18 protein-coding genes are annotated in these 18,177 nt (G+C 69.8%); 11 read left to right on the forward strand and 7 right to left on the reverse strand.

Annotated elements, in window-relative coordinates:
• Positions 1 to 71: 71 nt before the first annotated feature.
• Complete coding sequence (locus tag MUY22_RS06885; protein WP_247058245.1) at positions 72 to 1,697, reverse strand: ABC transporter substrate-binding protein; 1,626 nt, start codon at positions 1,695 to 1,697, stop codon at positions 72 to 74.
• A 246-nt stretch (positions 1,698 to 1,943) separates the two neighbouring features.
• Positions 1,944 to 3,131 (reverse strand): ROK family transcriptional regulator, encoded by a 1,188-nt coding sequence (locus tag MUY22_RS06890; protein WP_247058247.1) that lies wholly within the window; start codon positions 3,129 to 3,131, stop codon positions 1,944 to 1,946.
• Positions 3,132 to 3,262: 131 nt separating this feature from the next.
• Here MUY22_RS06890 and MUY22_RS06895 point away from each other — a divergent pair, with 131 nt between their 5' ends.
• On the forward strand, positions 3,263 to 4,498 hold the full coding sequence (locus MUY22_RS06895) for an ROK family transcriptional regulator (protein WP_247058249.1): 1,236 nt from the start codon (positions 3,263 to 3,265) through the stop codon (positions 4,496 to 4,498).
• Here the strand turns inward: MUY22_RS06895 and MUY22_RS06900 are convergent.
• Positions 4,478 to 4,873, reverse strand: a complete 396-nt coding sequence (locus MUY22_RS06900; RefSeq protein ID WP_247058251.1) for a hypothetical protein — start codon at positions 4,871 to 4,873, stop codon at positions 4,478 to 4,480. The two genes, MUY22_RS06895 and MUY22_RS06900, sit on opposite strands and share 21 nt — an antisense overlap.
• Before the next feature lie 490 nt (positions 4,874 to 5,363).
• Between MUY22_RS06900 and MUY22_RS06905 the strand changes: the two genes are divergently transcribed.
• The 4 genes from MUY22_RS06905 to MUY22_RS06925 all read left to right on the forward strand — a co-directional run bounded on the left by MUY22_RS06905 (position 5,364) and on the right by MUY22_RS06925 (position 10,967).
• The gene (locus MUY22_RS06905) at positions 5,364 to 6,596 is read left to right on the forward strand and encodes a glycoside hydrolase family 16 protein (RefSeq protein WP_247058253.1); all 1,233 of its coding nucleotides are present in this window, start codon (positions 5,364 to 5,366) and stop codon (positions 6,594 to 6,596) included.
• 104 nt (positions 6,597 to 6,700) lie between these two features.
• Entirely contained in the window at positions 6,701 to 7,744 is a 1,044-nt protein-coding gene (locus tag MUY22_RS49450; protein WP_256475643.1) for a ricin-type beta-trefoil lectin domain protein, read from the forward strand.
• On the forward strand, positions 7,741 to 9,606 hold the full coding sequence (locus tag MUY22_RS06920; RefSeq protein ID WP_247058255.1) for a ricin-type beta-trefoil lectin domain protein: 1,866 nt from the start codon (positions 7,741 to 7,743) through the stop codon (positions 9,604 to 9,606). The genes MUY22_RS49450 and MUY22_RS06920 overlap by 4 nt, the downstream gene beginning before the upstream one ends.
• Complete coding sequence (locus MUY22_RS06925) at positions 9,603 to 10,967, forward strand: chitinase (protein ID WP_247058257.1); 1,365 nt, start codon at positions 9,603 to 9,605, stop codon at positions 10,965 to 10,967. The genes MUY22_RS06920 and MUY22_RS06925 overlap by 4 nt, the downstream gene beginning before the upstream one ends.
• 279 nt (positions 10,968 to 11,246) lie before the next feature.
• On the opposite strand, the gene MUY22_RS06930 is transcribed toward MUY22_RS06925, so the two are convergent.
• Positions 11,247 to 11,978, reverse strand: coding sequence for a GntR family transcriptional regulator (locus MUY22_RS06930; protein ID WP_247063703.1), 732 nt, complete (start codon positions 11,976 to 11,978; stop codon positions 11,247 to 11,249).
• 117 nt (positions 11,979 to 12,095) lie between these two features.
• On the opposite strand from MUY22_RS06930, the gene MUY22_RS06935 reads away from it, so the two are divergent.
• Genes MUY22_RS06935 through MUY22_RS06955 form a run of 5 tightly spaced genes read left to right on the forward strand, consistent with a single transcriptional unit; the run spans position 12,096 to position 16,367 of the window.
• Entirely contained in the window at positions 12,096 to 13,337 is a 1,242-nt protein-coding gene (locus MUY22_RS06935) for an MFS transporter (RefSeq protein ID WP_247058259.1), read from the forward strand.
• A 10-nt stretch (positions 13,338 to 13,347) separates the two neighbouring features.
• Positions 13,348 to 14,142 carry a putative hydro-lyase gene (locus MUY22_RS06940; protein ID WP_247058261.1) on the forward strand — a complete coding sequence of 265 codons (795 nt, stop codon included), beginning with the start codon at positions 13,348 to 13,350 and terminating at the stop codon, positions 14,140 to 14,142.
• 1 nt (position 14,143) lies between these two features.
• Positions 14,144 to 14,896: a LamB/YcsF family protein gene (locus tag MUY22_RS06945; RefSeq protein WP_247058263.1), complete on the forward strand. Its 753-nt coding sequence runs from the start codon at positions 14,144 to 14,146 to the stop codon at positions 14,894 to 14,896.
• The gene (locus MUY22_RS06950) at positions 14,893 to 15,501 is read left to right on the forward strand and encodes an allophanate hydrolase subunit 1 (RefSeq protein WP_247058265.1); all 609 of its coding nucleotides are present in this window, start codon (positions 14,893 to 14,895) and stop codon (positions 15,499 to 15,501) included. The genes MUY22_RS06945 and MUY22_RS06950 overlap by 4 nt, the downstream gene beginning before the upstream one ends.
• Positions 15,498 to 16,367 (forward strand): biotin-dependent carboxyltransferase family protein, encoded by an 870-nt coding sequence (locus MUY22_RS06955; protein ID WP_247058267.1) that lies wholly within the window; start codon positions 15,498 to 15,500, stop codon positions 16,365 to 16,367. Before MUY22_RS06950 ends, MUY22_RS06955 begins: the two co-directional genes overlap by 4 nt.
• Here the strand turns inward: MUY22_RS06955 and MUY22_RS06960 are convergent.
• Both MUY22_RS06960 and MUY22_RS06965 read right to left on the reverse strand, forming a co-directional pair.
• The gene (locus MUY22_RS06960; protein ID WP_247058269.1) at positions 16,320 to 16,514 is read right to left on the reverse strand and encodes a hypothetical protein; all 195 of its coding nucleotides are present in this window, start codon (positions 16,512 to 16,514) and stop codon (positions 16,320 to 16,322) included. The two genes, MUY22_RS06955 and MUY22_RS06960, sit on opposite strands and share 48 nt — an antisense overlap.
• A complete protein-coding gene (locus MUY22_RS06965) occupies positions 16,507 to 16,863 on the reverse strand; it encodes a hypothetical protein (protein WP_247058271.1) in 357 nt (118 codons plus the stop codon). The genes MUY22_RS06960 and MUY22_RS06965 overlap by 8 nt, the downstream gene beginning before the upstream one ends.
• A gap of 88 nt (positions 16,864 to 16,951) precedes the next feature.
• Here MUY22_RS06965 and MUY22_RS06970 point away from each other — a divergent pair, with 88 nt between their 5' ends.
• Entirely contained in the window at positions 16,952 to 17,524 is a 573-nt protein-coding gene (locus MUY22_RS06970; protein ID WP_247058273.1) for a transcriptional regulator, read from the forward strand.
• On the opposite strand, the gene MUY22_RS06975 is transcribed toward MUY22_RS06970, so the two are convergent.
• Positions 17,521 to 18,147 carry an alpha-ketoglutarate-dependent dioxygenase AlkB gene (locus tag MUY22_RS06975; protein ID WP_247058276.1) on the reverse strand — a complete coding sequence of 209 codons (627 nt, stop codon included), beginning with the start codon at positions 18,145 to 18,147 and terminating at the stop codon, positions 17,521 to 17,523. The two genes, MUY22_RS06970 and MUY22_RS06975, sit on opposite strands and share 4 nt — an antisense overlap.
• Positions 18,148 to 18,177 lie beyond the last annotated feature (30 nt).

Here is an 18,177-nt window from a genome sequence, read left to right on the forward strand (position 1 = left end):
GGGGCCGGGGCGGCCGCGGCGTCGCCGTGGCCGTCCCCGTATTCGGTCTTCACACCTGAGTCCGCCATCGATCAGGCCGCGGGCTTCAGGTGCAGGATGATGTCCAGCGCGTTGCGCAGGGTGGGCTGCGCGGGGGCGTACGGGTTCGCCTCCTCGGGCCAGCCCGTCCAGTTCTTCGTGCTGTATTCGCCACCCGAGTTCGCGGCCGAGGTCGGGATCATCGGCTGCTGGTCGATCATGATCTTCTGCAGCGTCGCCATGGCGGCGGTGCGGGAGGCGTCGTCCTCGGCGTTGGCGTAGGTCTCGAGCGCCTTGGTCGCCTCGTCGTTCTTGAAGCGGCCGTAGTTGCCGTTGATGTTGCCCTGGCCGGTCGGCTTGTAGCGGTTGCCGTCCATGACGTCGCGGTACATGTCGTACGGCGTCGCACCGTCGTTGGTCCAGTGCATCAGGCCCTCGAAGTCACCGGTGTCGACCGACTTCGTCCACGCGTCCTGGTTCATCTTGTCGACCGTCGCGGTGATGCCGATCTGCGACAGGTTGTCCTTGATGATCTCCAGGTCGGTGATGTAGTCCGACCAGCCCGACGGGACCGTGAGCTTGAGGGTGACCGGCTTGCCGGACGGGTCCTGCAGCTTGTCGCCGTTGAACGTGAAGCCGGCGCCGGTGAGCTGCGCCTTGGCCGCCGCGACGTCGACCTTGACGGTCTGGCCCTGGTACTGCGGCGCGATGAACGGGTCGCCCGCCGGCGTCGGGATGCCGGTGACCTGGTCGTTCTTCGGGTAGAAGTAACCCGCCTCACCCTGGTTGAAGATGTCGTCGCGGTTGATCACCTTGCTGATCGCCTGGCGCAGCGGCGCGCTGTTCCAGGGGGCCTTCTCGGTGTTGAACCACAGGCCGTGGACGGCCAGCTGCGCGGGGAACCAGAGCTTGTAGTGCTCGGGGTCCTTGTTCGTGTAGACGGCCTTGTAGTTCGGGATGAAGACGAAGCTCCACTCGGCCGCACCGCTGGCCAGCGCCGAGACCTGCGCGTTGTTGTCCGTGTAGGACGTGTAGCGGATCTCCTTGACCTTCGGCGCTTCCTGCCAGTAGCCCTCGCGCTGGCTGACGATCACCGTCTGCGGGGTGAACGACTTGAGCGTGTACGGGCCGGTGCCGACCGGGTTCTTGATCGTGTCGAGCGCCGGGTCCTTGATGCCCTGCCAGATGTGCTTCGGCACCACGATCGTCTGCAGGATCTTGACCTGGTTGACGAACTGGGAGCTGTCGAAGCCCAGCGTGACCTGGTTGCCGGCCGCGGTGATGTCCTTGTACGGGACGGCGTCGATGTTCAGCGCCTTGTTGTCCTTCAGCAGGCCGAACGTGTACGCCACGTCGTCGCCGGTCATCGGCTGGCCGTCGGAGAACTTCACGTTGTCCCGGACGGTCAGGACCAGCTTCTTGTAGTTGTCCGACCAGTCCCACTTGGTGGCCAGCCACGGCTTGCCGGGTTCCTGCGGCTTGACGCGGTTGAGCATCACCAGGGGTTCGTAGATCGTCCACCGGTACCCGAGGTTGGCCGCGGCCGACGTCTCGAGGAACGGGTTGTTGTTCTCCGACTGCGGGCCGTTCGGCATCCCCACGTTGAGCACGGCGTTGGGGTTGCCCTGACCTGCGCTCGAGCTACCTCCCCCGCACGCGGTCAGGCCCCCCAGGGCCATTAGTGCCACTAGCGCTGCGACGATGGAGCGCTTGACTCGCATCGGTTCCTCCTGGTCATCGACGACTACTCCGTGTCGACTGGTAGCGAGCCCCGACCGCCGGCGACCGAACGACGTCACGAGTCAACCCGGGTGACTCGGGTCACGTCAATAACACGGCGGTAACGTTTTGTACCTAAGTTTAAGTCCTGAAAGAACTCGCAGGCTTGGGCCGACCGGCGGTTTACCCCTTGCGACGCAAAGGTTTCAGCCGGTCCGGCCGCCCGCGGCGAGCAGCTGCGCGACCGGCAGGGTGGCCGCGCCGAGCGCGACGGCCTCCGGCCCGAGCCGGCCGAGGACGACTTCGGTGCGCCCGGCGAGGTAGCCGAGCGCGTGCCGGCCGACCGCGTCACGCACGGCGGGCAGGATCGCCGGACCCATGATCGCCCCTGCGGAGCCGGAAAGCACCACCCGGTCGGGACTGAGCAGGTTGATGAGGTTCGCGATGCCGATCCCGAGGTACTCGCCGGTCTCGGCCAGCACCTCCGCGGCCGGCCCGGCGACCTGCGCTTCCGCCACGATGTGGGCCAGTTCGGCGTCGCTTTCGTCCCCGATGACGGGATCTTTCCCCACCCGATCGGCGTAGTGCCGGACGACCGCCTCGGTACCGACGTAGGCCTCCAGGCAGCCGTGCGATCCGCAACGGCAGGCCGCGCCGCCCGCCTTGACGACCGTGTGCCCCCACTCGCTGGTCGTGATGCCCGGGTGCGACGGCCCGGCCGTGGCGACCGCGGCCCCGACCCCCACGCCGAGCAGGGCGACGATGGCGCGGCCGGCGCCGCGGCCGGCCCCCAGCCAGCTCTCGGCCTGGCCCAGGGTGCGGGCGCGGTTGTCCAAGTGCAGCGGCGCGACGACGTGCGGGCGGATGAGGTCGGCGAAGGCCACGCCGCGCCAGCCCAGGGTGGGCGCGTGGACGATCCCGCCGTCGCGGACCGCCCCGGGCACGCCGATGCCGACGCCGAACACCGCGGCGGCGTCCCCGCCCTCGAGCACCTCGGCGATGCCGGCGCGCACCAGCGCGGCGACCTCACCCGGGTCGAGCCGGGTGCCGACGAGGGGGTGGCGCACGGTGCCCAGCGTCCCGAGCGCGCAGTCGAACAGGCCGACCTCGACGTGCGTCTCGCCGACGTCGACGCCGACGACGTGGCCGAAATCCGGCCGCACGGCCAGCAGCGTCCGCGGCCGTCCGCCGTCCGATTCGACCGATCCGGCTTCGGCGACGACGCCGTCCGCGATCAGCTCGGCCACGACGTTCGTAACGGTGGCGGCCGAAAGTCCCGATTCAGCTACCAGTTCCAGTCTGCTGACGGGGCCGTGGAGGTAGAGGGTGGAGAGGAGCGCCGCACGGTTGTGCCGCCGGAGGTCTCTGGTCGTCTGCCGCACCACCTGGGTCACGGTGGGGATTGTGCCAGACACATGCGGTGCGACCATCAGTTCGGGACTTAGTTCACCAGTTAATACATGGCCACAACTTAGGGTGATCAGGCATCCTGTCAGTAGCCGGTAAGAGTTCAGATGGGTTGCCCATGGCGAGCAAGCGCACCACCGTCCGCGATCTGCGGCGGCACAACCGTTCCCTGCTGCTGTCGAAACTCTACTTCGACGGCCCGCTGTCGCGGCACGAGCTCAGCCAGCTGACCGGACTGAGTGCCGCCACGGTCAGCAACGTCACCGCCGAACTGGGCGAGGAACGGCTCATCACCGAAGCGGGCCAGGTGGAATCGGACGGCGGCCGGCCGCGCGTGCTGCTGCGCGTCGACCCGGCGTACGGCCACGTCGTCGGCGTCGACATCGGCGAGACCGGCGTCAAGATCGAGTTGTTCGACCTGGCGATGAACCGCCTCGCGACGGTCGACCACCCGCTCCCGGCGGCGCCGGACCCGGCGACCGCGGTCGAGCAGGTGACGTCCGGGCTGCGCGAGGTGTTCGCCAGCGCGGGCATCGGGGACTCCGCCGTGCTCGGCGTCGGCATCGGCGTCCCGGGCACGGTCGAGCAGGGCGAGCGGGTGCTGGTGCACGCGCCGACGGTCGGCTGGGACGCCGTCCCGCTCACGGACCTGCTGCGCGACGCCGGGGTGACGCTGCCGCTGTTCGTCGACAACGGCGCGAAGACCCAGGGCCAGGCGGAGATGTGGTTCGGCGCGGGCCGCGGCGCGAAGCACGCGGTGATAGCGCTGATCGGCTCGGGAGTGGGCGCGGCGGTGGTGGCGGACGGCTCGACGTACCGCGGCTCGACGAGCAGCGCGGGCGAGTGGGGCCACACGACGATCGCGTACGGCGGCGCACAGTGCCGCTGCGGCGCACACGGCTGCCTGGAGGCGTACATCGGCGCGGAGGGCGTGCTGACGCGGTACCGGAGGGCGCGCGGCAAGGACATCCCGGGAGCGGACGAGCAGGCGCAGTTCTCGGCCCTGCTGGAGGCGGCCCCGAAGTCGAAAACGGCGGCGAGAGTCCTGGACGACACGGCGGGCTACCTGGGCGCGGGCATCGCGAACTTGATCAACTTGTTCAACCCGGAACGCATAGTGATCGGCGGCTGGGCGGGCTTGGCCCTGGGCGAGCAGCTCTTGCCCAGGATCCGCGAGGCCGCGGGCGAGCACGCACTACGGCACCCGTTCAGCCAGACGTCGATCCAGCTGGGGTCCCTGGGCCTGGACGCAGTGGCGACGGGCGCGGCGACGCTGCCGGTGGCGGACCTGCTGGAGCAGGGAGCGACGTCTCGGCTGGCCAAGCCAGGAGCATCAAACTCCGACGCGGCCTGACCGGGCTCTCACCCTCGCCCTCACTCTCACCGGAGCGGCCAACACGGCGCCCGCAGCGGCGAACACACTCACCGGAGCGGCCAACACGCCGGGTATCCCCGACACCCCCGGCGTGCCGGGCACGCCGACCGCCGTGTCGGCCACACCCGTCGCCGTGTTGGCCACGCCCGTCGCCGTGTTGACCACTCCCGTCGCCGTGTTGGCCACGCCGGCCGGCATGTTGGCCACTCCCGTCACCGTGTTGGCCACGCCCGTCGCCGTGTCGGCCACACCCGCCACCGTGTCGGCCACACCCGTCGCCGTATCGGCCACACCCGCCACCGTGTCGGCCACACCCGTCGCCGTATCGGCCACGCCGGCCGCCGTGTCGGCCACTCCCGCCACCGTGTCGGCCGCGCCGGGACCCCAGAGCGGCACCCACCCTCCCCGGGGGTCCATCCCCGCTCCAGCGTATCGACCCCACCCGACAACCCCCGGCGAAAGCCCCACCAGAAGCACCCCCCATCCACAACCCGACAACCCTGTGGACAACCGCCATGCCCCGCTGAGCGGGAACCCGGCTTCTGCAGCTCAGCGGCACCTCGGGCTGCCCACACCCGTCAGCAACCCACCCTTAATTCGGGTTGAAAAAAAATGACGGTCCGACTGTTGCCCGACTTGTCTGGACCATGCATACTTTGTTGCCAGGCACAACAAAGCCCTGTAGAACCCCTCGTCGCCCGCGATCCACCCGCCCCGGACCGCGGACGGCACCGCGATGCCCGGTCACGCCTGCCGCCGCCCCGGCATGCACGGCCACCCTCCCCTCCCCGCGTTCCGTGCTGCGCGCGGAACGCCGGTCCCCACGGTGAGAGAGGCGACAAAGATGTCCACCTCGAAATTCCGCAAGTTGCGAAGAGCAGCGGCGCTACTGGCCGTCGGCTCGCTGCTCGTCCTCGGGCAGCAAGCACTGACCGCACCCGCCGCCGAAGCCGCGGCCACCTTCACCGACGACTTCAACGGCCCCGCCGGGTCCGCCGTCGACGGCTCCAAGTGGCAGCTCGAAACCGGCGACAACGTCAACAACCACGAACGCCAGTACTACACCTCCGGCACGAACAACGCCCAGCTCGACGGCCAGGGCCACCTCGTGATCACGGCCAAGAAGGAAAACCCCGGCAACTACAACTGCTGGTACGGCCGCTGCGAGTACACCTCCGCGCGGATGAACACCTCCGGCAAATTCAGCCAGGCTTACGGCCACTTCGAGACGCGCATGAAGCTGCCGCGCGGGCAGGGCATGTGGCCGGCGTTCTGGATGCTCGGCGGCGGCAACTGGCCGACCGACGGCGAGATCGACGTCATGGAGAACGTCGGCTTCGAGCCGAACACCGTGCACGGCACCATCCACGGCCCCGGTTACTCCGGCGCCGGCGGCATCGGCGCGGCCTACAACGGCCCCAACTTCTCCGACGACTTCCACACCTACGCCGTCGACTGGGCGCCCAACCAGATCAAGTGGTACGTCGACGGCAACCTCTACCAGACGCGCACGCCGTCCGACCTGAACGGCAACCGCTGGGTCTACGACCACAACTTCTTCATCATCCTCAACCTCGCCGTCGGCGGGTACTGGCCCGGTGACCCCAACAGCAGCACGACGTTCCCGCAGCAGCTGGTCGTCGACTACGTCCACGTCACCAACGACACCGGCGGCGGCACCACCCCGCCGTCCGGGCGCACCGGGCGGATCACCGGCATCGGCGGCAAGTGCGTCGACGTCGCGGGCGCCAGCACCGCCAACCTCACGCCGATCCAGATCACCGACTGCAACGGCAACGCCGCGCAGAACTGGACCATCGGCACCGACGGCACGATCCGCGCCCTCGGCAAGTGCATGGACGTCAACGCGGCCGGCACCGCCGACGGGACAGCGGTCCAGCTCTACGACTGCAACGGCACCGCCGCCCAGAAGTGGGCGATCAGCGGGGCCAAGGACATCGTGAACCCCCAAGCGAACAAGTGCCTCGACGCCACCGGCAATTCGAGTGCGAACGGCACCCGCTTGCAGATCTGGACCTGCGGCGGTGGCGCGAACCAGAAGTGGACCACGCCCTGACCCGGTCCCCCTCGTGAGTGGTAATTCGGGTTAGAACCCGAATTACCACTCACGACCCCTTACCCCACAGGAGAATCCAAGTGCGGCGATTTCTCGTCGCGCTAATGGGGTGTGCCCTGTTAGCGCTTTCTTTCCTGACGTCCACCTCCGCGCAAGCGGCGGTCGAGGCGGGTCCGTCCGCGAGCCAGCTGCTCGCGAAGACGACGTCCTGCCAGCAGATCTCGAACGGCAAGTACTCCTTCGACGAAGGCGGCGCGGCGACCGTGCCCGTCTGCCAGGCCAACGGTGCGGTGTTCTTCAAGGCCGACATGGACATCGACTGCGACGGCGTCCGCACTTCCCAGTGCAACGAGCAGACCGACTGCTGCTTCTACCCGGACACCGCGTTCCACACCTCGACCGACCAGCCGCTCAACGCGGCCCAGCTGCCCTACATCGTCCTGCCGCAGCCGACGTCCACATGGGACTACCGCAACTACGGCATCGACGGCGGTTCGGTCGTGGCGGTGATCTACAACAACCAGGTCACCTACGCCGTGGTCGGCGACACCGGGCCGACGAGCATCATCGGTGAGGCCTCCTACGCCACCGCCGTCAACCTCGGCATCAACCCCGACCCGTCCAACGGCGGCACCGAAGGTCCGGTGACGTACATCGTGTTCCCGAACACGCACGTCAACCCGATCGAAAACCACAACAACGCCACCAGCCTCGGCGAGCAGGTCGCGACGCAGTTCGCCGGCGGCACCACCACCCCGCCGCCCGCCGGTGGCGGGCAGATCACCGGCGTCGGCGGCAAGTGCGTCGACGTCAACGCGGCGAGCAGCGCCAACGGCGCCGCCGTCCAGCTCTACGACTGCAACGGCACCACCGCGCAACAGTGGACGGTCGGTTCCGACGGCACGATCCGCGCGCTCGGCAAGTGCCTCGACGTCACCAGCGCGGGCACGGCCAACGGCACCACCGTCCAGTTGTGGGACTGCAACGGCAGCAACGCCCAGAAGTGGTCGGCGAACGGCTCGCAGAACCTCGTCAACGCGGGCTCCGGCAAGTGTCTCGACGCCACCGGCAACAGCTCCGCCAACGGCACCCGGCTCCAGATCTGGACCTGCGGGTCCGGCGCGAACCAGAAGTGGACGCTCCCATGAGAAAACGCTCTCTCCTTTCCCTGCTGGGCGTGACCGCGCTCGCCGCGGCCGCCTTCGCCGTGCCCGCGCAGGCCGCGGGCGAAGCCGTGAACGTCTGGCTCACCACGACCGACGACGCCAAGGGCGTCAACGTCACCCGTGGCCTGCAGCAGCAGACGCCGATCAGCTTCACCGCGGGCACCGGCACCGGCGGCCAGACCATCAACGTCAACGAAAACACCACCTACCAGCAGTTCGAGGGCGCCGGCGCGTCGTTCACCGACTCCGCCGCGTGGCTGCTCAACTCGAGCAACCTGCTCAGCGCCAGCACGCGCAACTCGGTGATGCAGAAGCTCTTCGACCCCAACGCGGGCATCGGCATCAGCTTCCTGCGCAACCCGATCGGCGCGTCGGACATCGCGCGCAACAGCTACACGTTCGACGACGTGCCCGCCGGGCAGACCGACCCGAACCTGGCGAAGTTCTCCATCGCGCACGACCAGGCGGACGTGCTGCCGCTGACCAAGCAGGCGCTGCAGCTCAACCCGCAGATCAAGGTCATGGCCTCGCCGTGGAGCGCGCCGCCGTGGATGAAGGACAACGACAGCTACCTGCTCGGCTGGGTCGAGTCGCAGTTCTACCCGGCCTACGCGCAGTACTTCGTCAAGTACGTCCAGGCCTACCAAGCCGCCGGTGTGCCGATCAACTACCTGACCGTCCAAAATGAACCGACGTGCTGCGCGAGCTACCCGTCGACCAACTGGAACGGCGCGGGCCTGGCGTACTTCACCAAGACCAACCTGCTGCCCGCGCTGCACAGCGCCGGACTGTCCACAAAGGTCCTCGCGCTGGACTGGAACTGGGACCAGTACCAGTCCTTCGCGGCGCCCACGATGGACGACGCCGCCATCCGCAACGACCCGAACTTCGGCGGCATGGCGTGGCACGGTTACGGCGGCAACGTCTCGCAGCAGACGACCGTGCACAACCAGTACCCGAGCGTCAACGCGTACTCGACCGAGCACTCGGGCGGCACCTGGGTGTCGAACCAGCAGGCCGAGGACATGACGAACATCGTCGACTACACGCGCAACTGGAGCCGCACGGTCACCAAGTGGAGCCTGGCGATGGACCAGGCGCACAACCCGCACAACGGCGGCTGTGACACCTGCACCGGCCTCGTGACCGTCCACAATGGAGACGGCCGCAACGGCCAGGTCGACTACACCGTCGAGTACTACACGATGGGTCACCTGACGAAGTTCGTGAAGCCCGGCGCGGTCCGGATCGACTCGAACGACAACGCGACCGTCCGCAACGTCGCCTGGAAGAACCCGGACGGCTCGAAGGCGCTGATCGCGTACAACACCAGCACCGGCAACCAGAGCGTCCGGGTGAACTGGGGCGGCTCGTCGTTCACCTACAACCTGCCCGGCCACACGTCGGCGACGTTCACCTGGGCGGGCAACCAGGGCACCGGCGGCGGGGGTGGCACCGGCAAGACCGGGCCGATCACCGGCCTCGGCGGCAAGTGCCTGGACGTCGCGAGCGGCAGCAGCGCGAACGGCGCGGCCGTGCAGCTCTACGACTGCAACGGCTCGGCCGCGCAGCAGTGGACGGTCGGCACCGACGGCACGCTCCGCGCGCTGGGCAAGTGCCTCGACGTGACCGGACAGTCCACAGCGGACGGTGCGCAGCTGCAGCTGTGGGACTGCGGCGGGACGGCCAACCAGAGATGGGCGGCGACGGCGGCCAAGGACCTCGTCGGGGCGGCGTCGAGCAAGTGCGTTGACGTGACCGGCAATTCGAGTGCGAACGGCACCCGGCTGCAGATCTGGACCTGCACCGGCGCCGCCAACCAGAAGTGGAACGTGCCCGCATGAAGAAACTGGCAGCATTCGGCGCCCTGATAGCAGCGACGTCGGCGTTGGTGCTCGCCCCGGGCGTCGCGCAGGCGGCGACCGGGCCGATCACCGGCATCGCCGGGAAGTGCGTCGACGTCAACGCGGCGAGCACCGCCAACGGTACGGCGATCCAGCTCTACGACTGCAACGGCTCGAACGCTCAACAATGGACGGTCGGATCCGACGGATCCCTGCAGGCGCTGGGCAAGTGCCTCGACGTGACCAGCGCGGGCACGGCGAACGGCGCGTTGATCCAGCTCTGGGACTGCAACGGCTCCAACGCCCAGAAGTGGACGGCCAACGCGGCGAAGAACCTCGTCAACACCGGGTCGGGCAAGTGCCTCGACGCCACCGGCAACAGCTCGGCGAACGGCACCCGCCTGCAGATCTGGACGTGCGCGAGCAGCGCCAACCAGCAGTGGACGCTCCCGAGCGGCGGCACGACCCCGCCGCCGACCGGGCCGGGCGTGATGGCCGTCGCGCCGTACCTCTACAACGGCTGGGGCAACCCGCCGAGCCCGGCGACGATCCAGAACGCCACCGGCGTCAAGTGGTTCACGCTGGCGTTCGTGCTGTCCAACGGCTACTGCAACCCGCAGTGGGACGGCGGCCGCGCGCTGACCGGCGGCGTCGACCAGAACACCATCAACACCGTGCGGGCGGGCGGCGGCGACGTCATCCCGTCGTTCGGCGGCTACTCCGGCAACAAGCTGGAGTCGTCGTGCGGCAGCGCGGGTGAGCTGGCGGCGGCGTACCAGAAGGTGATCAGCGCCTACGGCCTCAAGGCGATCGACATCGACATCGAGGCCGACGCCTACAGCAACCCGACCGTGCAGCAGCGCACGGTCGACGCGCTGAAGACGATCCGGGCGAACAACGCGGGCATCAAGCTGTACGTCACGTTCGGCACCGGGCAGTCGGGGCCGGACAACAGCCTGGTGAACCGCGCGGCCCAGTCCGGGCTCACGGTCGACGGCTGGGTCATCATGCCGTTCGACTTCGGCGGCGCCGGCCAGAACATGGGCACGCTCACGCAGCGCGCGGCGGAGGGCCTCAAGAACGTCGTCAAGTCGGCTTACGGCTACGACGACGACACGGCCTACCGGCACTCGGGCATCTCGTCGATGAACGGCATCACGGACAACAGCGAGACGGTCACCCTGGCCGACTTCACCACTATCCTGGCCTACGCGAACACGCACCACCTGGCCCGGCTGACGTTCTGGTCCGCGAACCGCGACCGCCCCTGCCCCGGGGCGTACCCGAACGACGACACGTGTTCGGGCGTTTCCCAGCAGGCGTGGGACTTCACGAGGATCTTCGCCCGCTACGCCGGCTGACGCACCACCCCTGAGAGTCCGTGAATGCCACATTGAGGGACATAGTGTCCGTCAATGTGGCATTCACGGACTTCGGCGTTCACGGACTTCGGCGTTCAGGGGTGCCGCGTGCCGTTTCGGGACTGCCGGGGGTGACCCTGGGGGTAGTCACGCCCCGGCAGCCGGGTTTCGCGGGCCGCTGGGGGTATCCGGCGGCGAAACCGCGCTGAGGTTATCCAGTCCGCGGCCCGGGAACGCCGGGCTCGGCCCGTCCGGACCGCAAGCGTGCCCGAAGACGCACTACTCGACGGCGATCGCCGCCCGGGCGGCGGCCGCGCGGTCGGCGTACGCCTCGACCAGCTGCTCCTCCGCGTCCTCCAGGTACTTCATCAGCAGCTGCTCCGCGCCCGGGCCGTCGCCCGCCTCGACGCGGTCCAGGATCTCGTGGTTGCGCGGCAGGTAGCGCTCGTGGAAGCGGCGCGGCTCGGCCATGATGTGGAACACCAGCCGCAGCTCGGCGGTCAGCCGGCCGACCAGCTCGTTGACGCGCTCGCTGCCCGACAGCGCGGCCAGCTCCTGGTGGAACCAGACGTTCGCGGTGCCGAGGTCCTTCCAGTTCCCGTTGCGGGCGGCCTCGTCGCCGATGTCGACCTTCTCCTTGATCCGCGGGAACGACGCCGGCTTCGCCGTCACGCCCCGGACCGCGGCGCACTCGATGATCTTGCGCACGCGGTAGATGTCGACGACGTCCTCGATGCTCGGGATCCGCACGAACACCCCGCGGTTGAGCTCGTGGGCGAGCAGCCGCTCGTGCGTGAGCAGCCGGAACGCCTCCCGCAGCGTGTTGCGCGAGACGCCGAGCGCGTTGCCGATGTCCTGCTCCGACAGCCGCCCGCCGGGCAGGAAGAAGCCCTCCGCGATGCGCTTGCGGAGGACGCCCGCCACCCGCTCGGCGGTGCTCTTGCGGCTGACCAGGCCGCGATCGGCCTCCAGGCCGGGAAGGTCCGGGACCACGCTGTCTTCGATGACCACGGCGACGATGGTACCCGTCACACAGGGGACGATCGAATTGCACTCTTGTGGAATTGTTGAACAATCCTTACTGTGTGAGGCACGCCACGATGAGACACTGGCCTGGAGGTGCCCGACATGACTGCCACAGCAACCGAGGCCCGGCCGTTCGACTGGTTCCGCACACTGGGGAAACGCGGCCGGCTCGCCTTCGCCGGCGCGTTCGGCGGGTACGGCCTGGACTCGTTCGACTACCAGACCCTGCCCCTCGGGCTCGCCGCGATCACCGCGTACTTCGGCATTTCGAGCGGCGAAGCCGGCCTGCTCGGCACGACGACGCTGGTCGTGTCGGCCGTCGGCGGCATCGGCGCCGGCATGCTGGCCGACCGCATCGGCCGCGTCCGCACGCTCCAGATCACCATCGCGATGTACACGGTGTTCACCGTGCTCTGCGGGTTCGCACCCAACTTCGAGACGCTGCTGATCTTCCGCGCGCTGCAGGGCCTGGGCTTCGGCGGCGAGTGGGCGGCCGGCGCGGCGCTGGTCGCGGAGTACTCCTCGGCGCGCTACCGCGGCCGGACCGTGGCGTTCGTGCAGAGCGCGTGGGCGGTCGGCTGGGGCCTGTCGGTGATCGTCTACACCGTCGTGTTCAGCCTCGCGAGCCCCGACCTGGCCTGGCGCATCATGTTCTGGACCGGCGTCATCCCGGCGCTGCTCGTGCTCTGGGTCCGCAAGAGCGTCAAGGACGCGCCCCGCGCGGAGGAACGTCTCAAGGGCGAGCGCGTCAAGGGCACGCTGGTCAAGATCTTCCACCGCGACCTCCTGCGCACGACGTTCTTCGCCGCGCTGCTCGCGACCGGCGTCCAGGGCGGGTACTACACGATCTCGACGTGGCTGCCGTCGTACCTGAAGAAGACGCGCGAACTGACCGTGATCGGCACCGGCGGCTACCTCGCCTTCCTGATCACCGGCGCCTTCGTCGGGTACGTCTGCGGCGGCTACCTCACGGACCTGATGGGGCGCAAGAAAACCTTCCTGACCTTCGCGATCCTGTCGGCCGGGCTGATCGTCGCGTACACCCAGATCCCCAAGGGCGCCAACGGGCTCGTGCTGGTGCTCGGCTTCCCGCTCGGCTTCTCGATGTCCGCGATCTTCAGCGGCTTCGGCGCGTACCTCGCCGAGCTGTACCCGACGACGGTGCGCGGCACCGGCCAGGGCTTCACGTACAACTTCGGCCGCGCGGTCGGCGCGATCTTCCCGACCGTCGTGGGCTTCCTCGGCGCGGGCGGCGCGATCGTGTTCGGCGCCATCGGCTACGCCATCGCCGCGCTCGCCCTGCTGGGCTTGCCCGAGACCCGAGGGATCGAACTCGTTGACTGAGGGGGAACTCATGACGACCTTCGACCAACCCGCCACGTTCACGCCGGAGCAAGCCCGCCAAGCGTTCCGCCGTGGCACGGCCCGCCCCACCACCGGCTGGGCCGGCGGCTTCACCCAGACCAACCTGATCGCCGTGCCGCAGGACTGGGCCTACGACGTCCTGCTGTTCTGCACCCGCAACCCGCAGGCGTGCCCGCTGCTCGACGTCACCGACCCCGGCGACCCGGGCACCAAGCTGGCCGGCGGCGCGGACCTGCGCACCGACCTGCCGCGCTACCGGATCTGGCAGAACGGCGTGCTCGCCGGCGAGGTCTCGGACGCGACAGGGCTGTGGCGCAGCGACATGGTCGCCTTCTCGATCGGCTGCAGCTTCACGTTCGAGACGGCGCTGGCCGCCGAGGGCATCCCGCTGCGGCACGTCGAGCAGGGCCGCAACGTCTCGATGTACCTGACGAACCGGCCGTGCGAACCCGCCGGGCGGCTCTTCGGCCCGATGGTCGTGTCGATGCGGTACCTCCCCGAGGACCGCGTCGACGACGCCATCCGGATCACCCGCGCGATGCCGGCCGTCCACGGCGCGCCGGTGCACATCGGCGACCCGCGTACGCTGGGCGTCGAAGATCTTTCGCGGCCGGACTTCGGTGATCCGGTGGACGCGGCCCACGGTGACGTCCCGGTGTTCTGGGCCTGCGGGGTCACCCCGCAGGCGGCGCTGATGGCGTCGCGGCCGCCGTACGCGATCACCCACGCGCCGGGGTACATGTTCATCACCGACCGCCACGACAGCGAATACCGGGTGGGCTGAAATGGACCTGAACAGCGACCTCGGCGAGGGTTTCGGCGCCTGGAAGATGGGCGACGACGAAGCCGTCCTCGACATCGTGACCAGCGCGAACGTCGCCTGCGGCTTCCACGCCGGCGACCCGTCGGTGATGCGGCACGTGTGCGAGCTGGCGGCCGATCGCGACGTCGCGATCGGCGCGCACGTCGGCTACCACGACCTGGCCGGGTTCGGCAGGCGCGCGCTCGACATCGCCCCGGAGGACCTGGCCAACGAGGTGCTCTACCAGATCGGCGCGCTCGACGCGTTCGCCCGCGCGGCCGGCAGCCGCGTGACGTACGTGAAGCCGCACGGCGCGTTGTACAACACCGCGGCGGCCGACCCGGAGCAGGCCGCGGCGATCGTCGAGGGCCTGCGCCGGTACGACCCGGCGCTCGCGCTGCTCTGTCTGCCGGACTCGGAAATGCAGCGGGAGGCGGAAAAGGCCGGGGTCGTGGCGTACGCCGAGGCGTTCGCCGACCGGGCCTACACCGCGGAAGGCCGGCTGGTGTCGCGCAAGCAGCCCGGCGCCGTGCTGCACGAACCCGGCGCCGTCGCCGAGCGCGCGGTGGCCATGGCGACCGGCGGCGGGGTCGTCACGGCCGACGGCGCCCAGCTCGACCTGCGCCCGGACTCCCTGTGCGTGCACGGGGACACGCCGGGCGCGGTGGAGCTGGCCCGGCGGATCCGCGACGGACTGACCGACGCGGGTGTGCCGCTCACCGCGTTCACCGGATGACCGTCCGGCTGCTGCCGTGCGGGCGGCGGGCAGTGCTCGTGGAGGTCGACGACGTCCTCGGTTACCAAGCGGCATTGACGCAGGCCCCGCCTCTCGGTGTCGAAGAGCTGGTTCCGGCCGCGCGCACGCTGCTGGTCCGCTTCGACCCGGCGGTGACCTCCGCTGACCGGCTGGGCGCCCTGCTGCGTCAAGTGTCCCCTGTGGACAGTCAGCCTGCCGACGCGCACGAGGTGGTCATCCCGGTGGTGTACGACGGCGAGGACCTGACGGAGGTCGCGGCCGAGACCGGGCTTTCGGTCGCAGAGGTCGTGACCCGGCACAGCGCGGGGTCGTACGTCTCGGCGTTCTGCGGGTTCGCGCCCGGGTTCGCCTACCTGTCCGGCGCGGACCCGGTGCTGCACGTGGCCCGCCGATCGTCGCCGCGGACGCGCATCCCGGCCGGTTCGGTGGCGATCGCGGGCGAGTACAGCGCGGTGTACCCGAGCGCGTCGCCGGGCGGCTGGCGGCTGCTCGGACGCACCGACGCGCCGGTGTGGGACGTCGAGCGCGACCCGCCGAACCTGCTGCCGCCGGGGACGCGCGTGCGCTTCCGGGAGGTTTCGTGAAGCTCGAGATCCGCCGGCCCGGGTTCGCCACGACCGTGCAGGACCTCGGCCGCCCCGGCCACGCGGCCCTCGGCGTCGGCCGTTCGGGCGCCGCCGACCGCGGCTCGTTCCGGCTGGCCAACCGGCTCGTCGGCAACCCGTCGGGGGCCGCGGGCCTGGAGGTCACGCTCGGCGGCCTGGTGCTGCGCGCGACGGCGTTGACGACGATCGCCGTAACCGGCGCGGACTGCCCGCTGTCGAAGGGCGGCTTGAACGGGCCGATCACACTCTGGCCGGGCGAGGAACTGGCGCTCGGCATGGCGTCGACCGGACTGCGCTGTTACGTCGCGGTCCGCGGCGGCATCGACGTCCCGCCGGTGCTGGGCTCGCGGTCGACGGACACCCTCGGCAAGCTGGGCCCGCCACCGCTCGCCGCGGGAATGCTGCTGCCGATCGGGTCTCCGCCGCCCGGGTTCCCCACGGTCGATCTCGCGCCGCGCGCGGCCCTTCTTTCCGACCCCGTTCTGCGCGTAACGCCGGGCCCGCGTCGCGACTGGTTCACCGACCCGGCGCGGCTTCTGTCCACTGTGTACACGGTCTCGCCGGACTCGGACCGCGTCGGCATCCGCCTGGTCGGACCACCCCTTTCCCGCACCCGCCACGACGAGTTGCCGTCGGAGCCGTGCGTGCCCGGGTCACTGCAGGTGCCACCTTCGGGCCAGCCGATCCTGTTCCACGCCGACCACCCCACGACGGGCGGCTACCCGGTGATCGCCGTCGTCGACGAGGAGGACCTGGACGTCGCCGCCCAGCTGCGCCCCGGCCAGACGCTGCGCTTCTCACGACCAGCCGCGGCAGACCAGCAGGGTCGCGGCGACCCCCAGTAGCGCCGCGACCGCCGGCACCCACCACCGCGCACGGACCGCGGTGCGCAGCGGACCCGGCTCGGCGAGACGCTCGGCCAGGTAGGCGTCGAAGGCCTCCGCGACCTGGTCGTCGATCTCGTCGCGCAGCCGCGGGCTCAGCTCAGACATGGGCCGTGACCGCCGGCCGCGGCAGGGCCACCGACAGGCACGCGAAGGCCAGCGGCACCGCCAGCCCGGCCATGAGCAGTGAGAACACGACGTCGTCGCCGGCCGTGACGACGTCGAACCAGGCGTCGGTCAGCAGCAGCGTGGCCGTGCCGATCGCGGCGAACGGCATCCGCGCGTCGCCGCGGCCGAGCAGCCAGGCCGTCGCGAGCAGGCCGACCGCCTCCGCTGCGTCGAAGCCCGTCCACGCCAGGCTCCAGTGCTGCGCCGGATAGACGTCCGGCAGTGTCATCCCCAGTACCGCGATCCACGGCAGCAGGCACAGTCCCGCCGCCCAGAAGACCTTCCGCATCGAAACCCCCGAAGTCTCGTACCCCTGAAACCCAAGGTAGCCGAATGCAGAGATTCTTTGCAAACAGTCTCTGTAGTACGCTCCGGGCATGGTCGAACGTCCCGAGCGGCGGGTCCTCACCGGCGCGGATCTCAAGGCCTTCTACAAGGCCCTGGCCAACCCCGTGCGCCGCGACATCCTGTCCTACCTGGGCGAACACGGCGAAGCGAACTCGACGAGCGTCGCGAAGGCCCTCGGCGAAAGCACCGGGACGACCAGCTACCACCTCCGCAAGCTCGCCGACCTGGACCTGATCGCGGAGATCGAGGAGCGCTCCACCGGCCGCGAGCGCTGGTGGAAAGCGCTGTCGAAGGACATCTTCACGCCACCCGGCCTGGAGATGTCGCCGGACGAGCGCGAAGCCGCACTGAAGCTGGGCGCGCTCAAGATGAGCCACGACATCGGCCTGGTCACGCGGGCGTACGCGGGGTACGACAGTGCCGAGGGCTGGAACCAGATCCACCGCTCCGGGCTGCGCCTGACGAAGGACCAGATCGCGTCGTTCGTCGAGGAGTACCAGAACCTGATCTGGAAGTACGTCACCGCACCGGGCGAGCACCCCGAAGGGTCCCGCGCACTGGCCGTCCGGCTCGTCATGGTCCCGGAGACCGAGACCGCCTAGAACCCGGACACCCGCAGCGTGATGTTCAGCCGGCCGGTCAGGCCGAGCGCCGGGTCCGCCGTGCCCGGCAACGTCCGCGGGACGCCGTGGTAGGCGAACCGGGACGCCCCGCCGAAGACGAACAAGTCGCCCGAGTGCAGCTCGACGTCGGTGTACGGCCTGTTGCGCGACTCCGTGTTGCCGAAGCGGAAGACGCACGTGTCGCCGAGGCTGAGTGAGACCACCGGGGCCGCGCTCTGCTCGTCCTTGTCCTGGTGCTGCCCCATCTTCGTCTTCGCGGCGTAGAAGTTGACCAAGGCGGTGTCGGGCTCGTAGTCCTCGGCCGGTTCGCCGTACGCGTCCGCCAGCGCGCGGCGGCCGAGGTCGCCGAGCCAGTCCGGGAACGGCAGCACCGGCCGGCCGTCGTCGGTCGTGCGCGAGTAGCCGTACGGGTACCAGTGCCAGCCGAGGCAGACGGTCTTGACCGACATCACGCCGCCGTTGGGGTAGGTCGTGTTGCGGTAGCCGGGCCAGCCGCGGCAGGCGGCGACGAGGTCGCGCTGCGCGTCGAAATCGAGCCAGTCGGGCAGGTGCACCGCGCCCGGCGCCAGTTCGGCGCGGGGTCTCGGCAGAAGAGCGTCCACTACTTCGATTGTGCCAGCGACGCCCGCCGC

It is taken from the genome of Amycolatopsis sp. WQ 127309 (genome assembly GCF_023023025.1).
Lineage (GTDB): Bacteria > Actinomycetota > Actinomycetes > Mycobacteriales > Pseudonocardiaceae > Amycolatopsis.

Coding starts and splice junctions, on each gene's coding strand:
- MUY22_RS06885 (WP_247058245.1), bottom strand. CDS start 1,697: ATGGCCCTGGGGGGCCTGACCGCGTGCGGGGGAGGTAGCTCGAGCGCA.
- MUY22_RS06895 (WP_247058249.1), top strand. CDS start 3,263: ATGGCGAGCAAGCGCACCACCGTCCGCGATCTGCGGCGGCACAACCGT.
- MUY22_RS06905 (WP_247058253.1), top strand. CDS start 5,364: ATGTCCACCTCGAAATTCCGCAAGTTGCGAAGAGCAGCGGCGCTACTG.
- MUY22_RS49450 (WP_256475643.1), top strand. CDS start 6,701: ATGGGGTGTGCCCTGTTAGCGCTTTCTTTCCTGACGTCCACCTCCGCG.
- MUY22_RS06920 (WP_247058255.1), top strand. CDS start 7,741: ATGAGAAAACGCTCTCTCCTTTCCCTGCTGGGCGTGACCGCGCTCGCC.
- MUY22_RS06925 (WP_247058257.1), top strand. CDS start 9,603: ATGAAGAAACTGGCAGCATTCGGCGCCCTGATAGCAGCGACGTCGGCG.
- MUY22_RS06935 (WP_247058259.1), top strand. CDS start 12,096: ATGACTGCCACAGCAACCGAGGCCCGGCCGTTCGACTGGTTCCGCACA.
- MUY22_RS06940 (WP_247058261.1), top strand. CDS start 13,348: ATGACGACCTTCGACCAACCCGCCACGTTCACGCCGGAGCAAGCCCGC.
- MUY22_RS06945 (WP_247058263.1), top strand. CDS start 14,144: ATGGACCTGAACAGCGACCTCGGCGAGGGTTTCGGCGCCTGGAAGATG.
- MUY22_RS06950 (WP_247058265.1), top strand. CDS start 14,893: ATGACCGTCCGGCTGCTGCCGTGCGGGCGGCGGGCAGTGCTCGTGGAG.
- MUY22_RS06960 (WP_247058269.1), bottom strand. CDS start 16,514: ATGTCTGAGCTGAGCCCGCGGCTGCGCGACGAGATCGACGACCAGGTC.
- MUY22_RS06965 (WP_247058271.1), bottom strand. CDS start 16,863: ATGCGGAAGGTCTTCTGGGCGGCGGGACTGTGCCTGCTGCCGTGGATC.
- MUY22_RS06970 (WP_247058273.1), top strand. CDS start 16,952: ATGGTCGAACGTCCCGAGCGGCGGGTCCTCACCGGCGCGGATCTCAAG.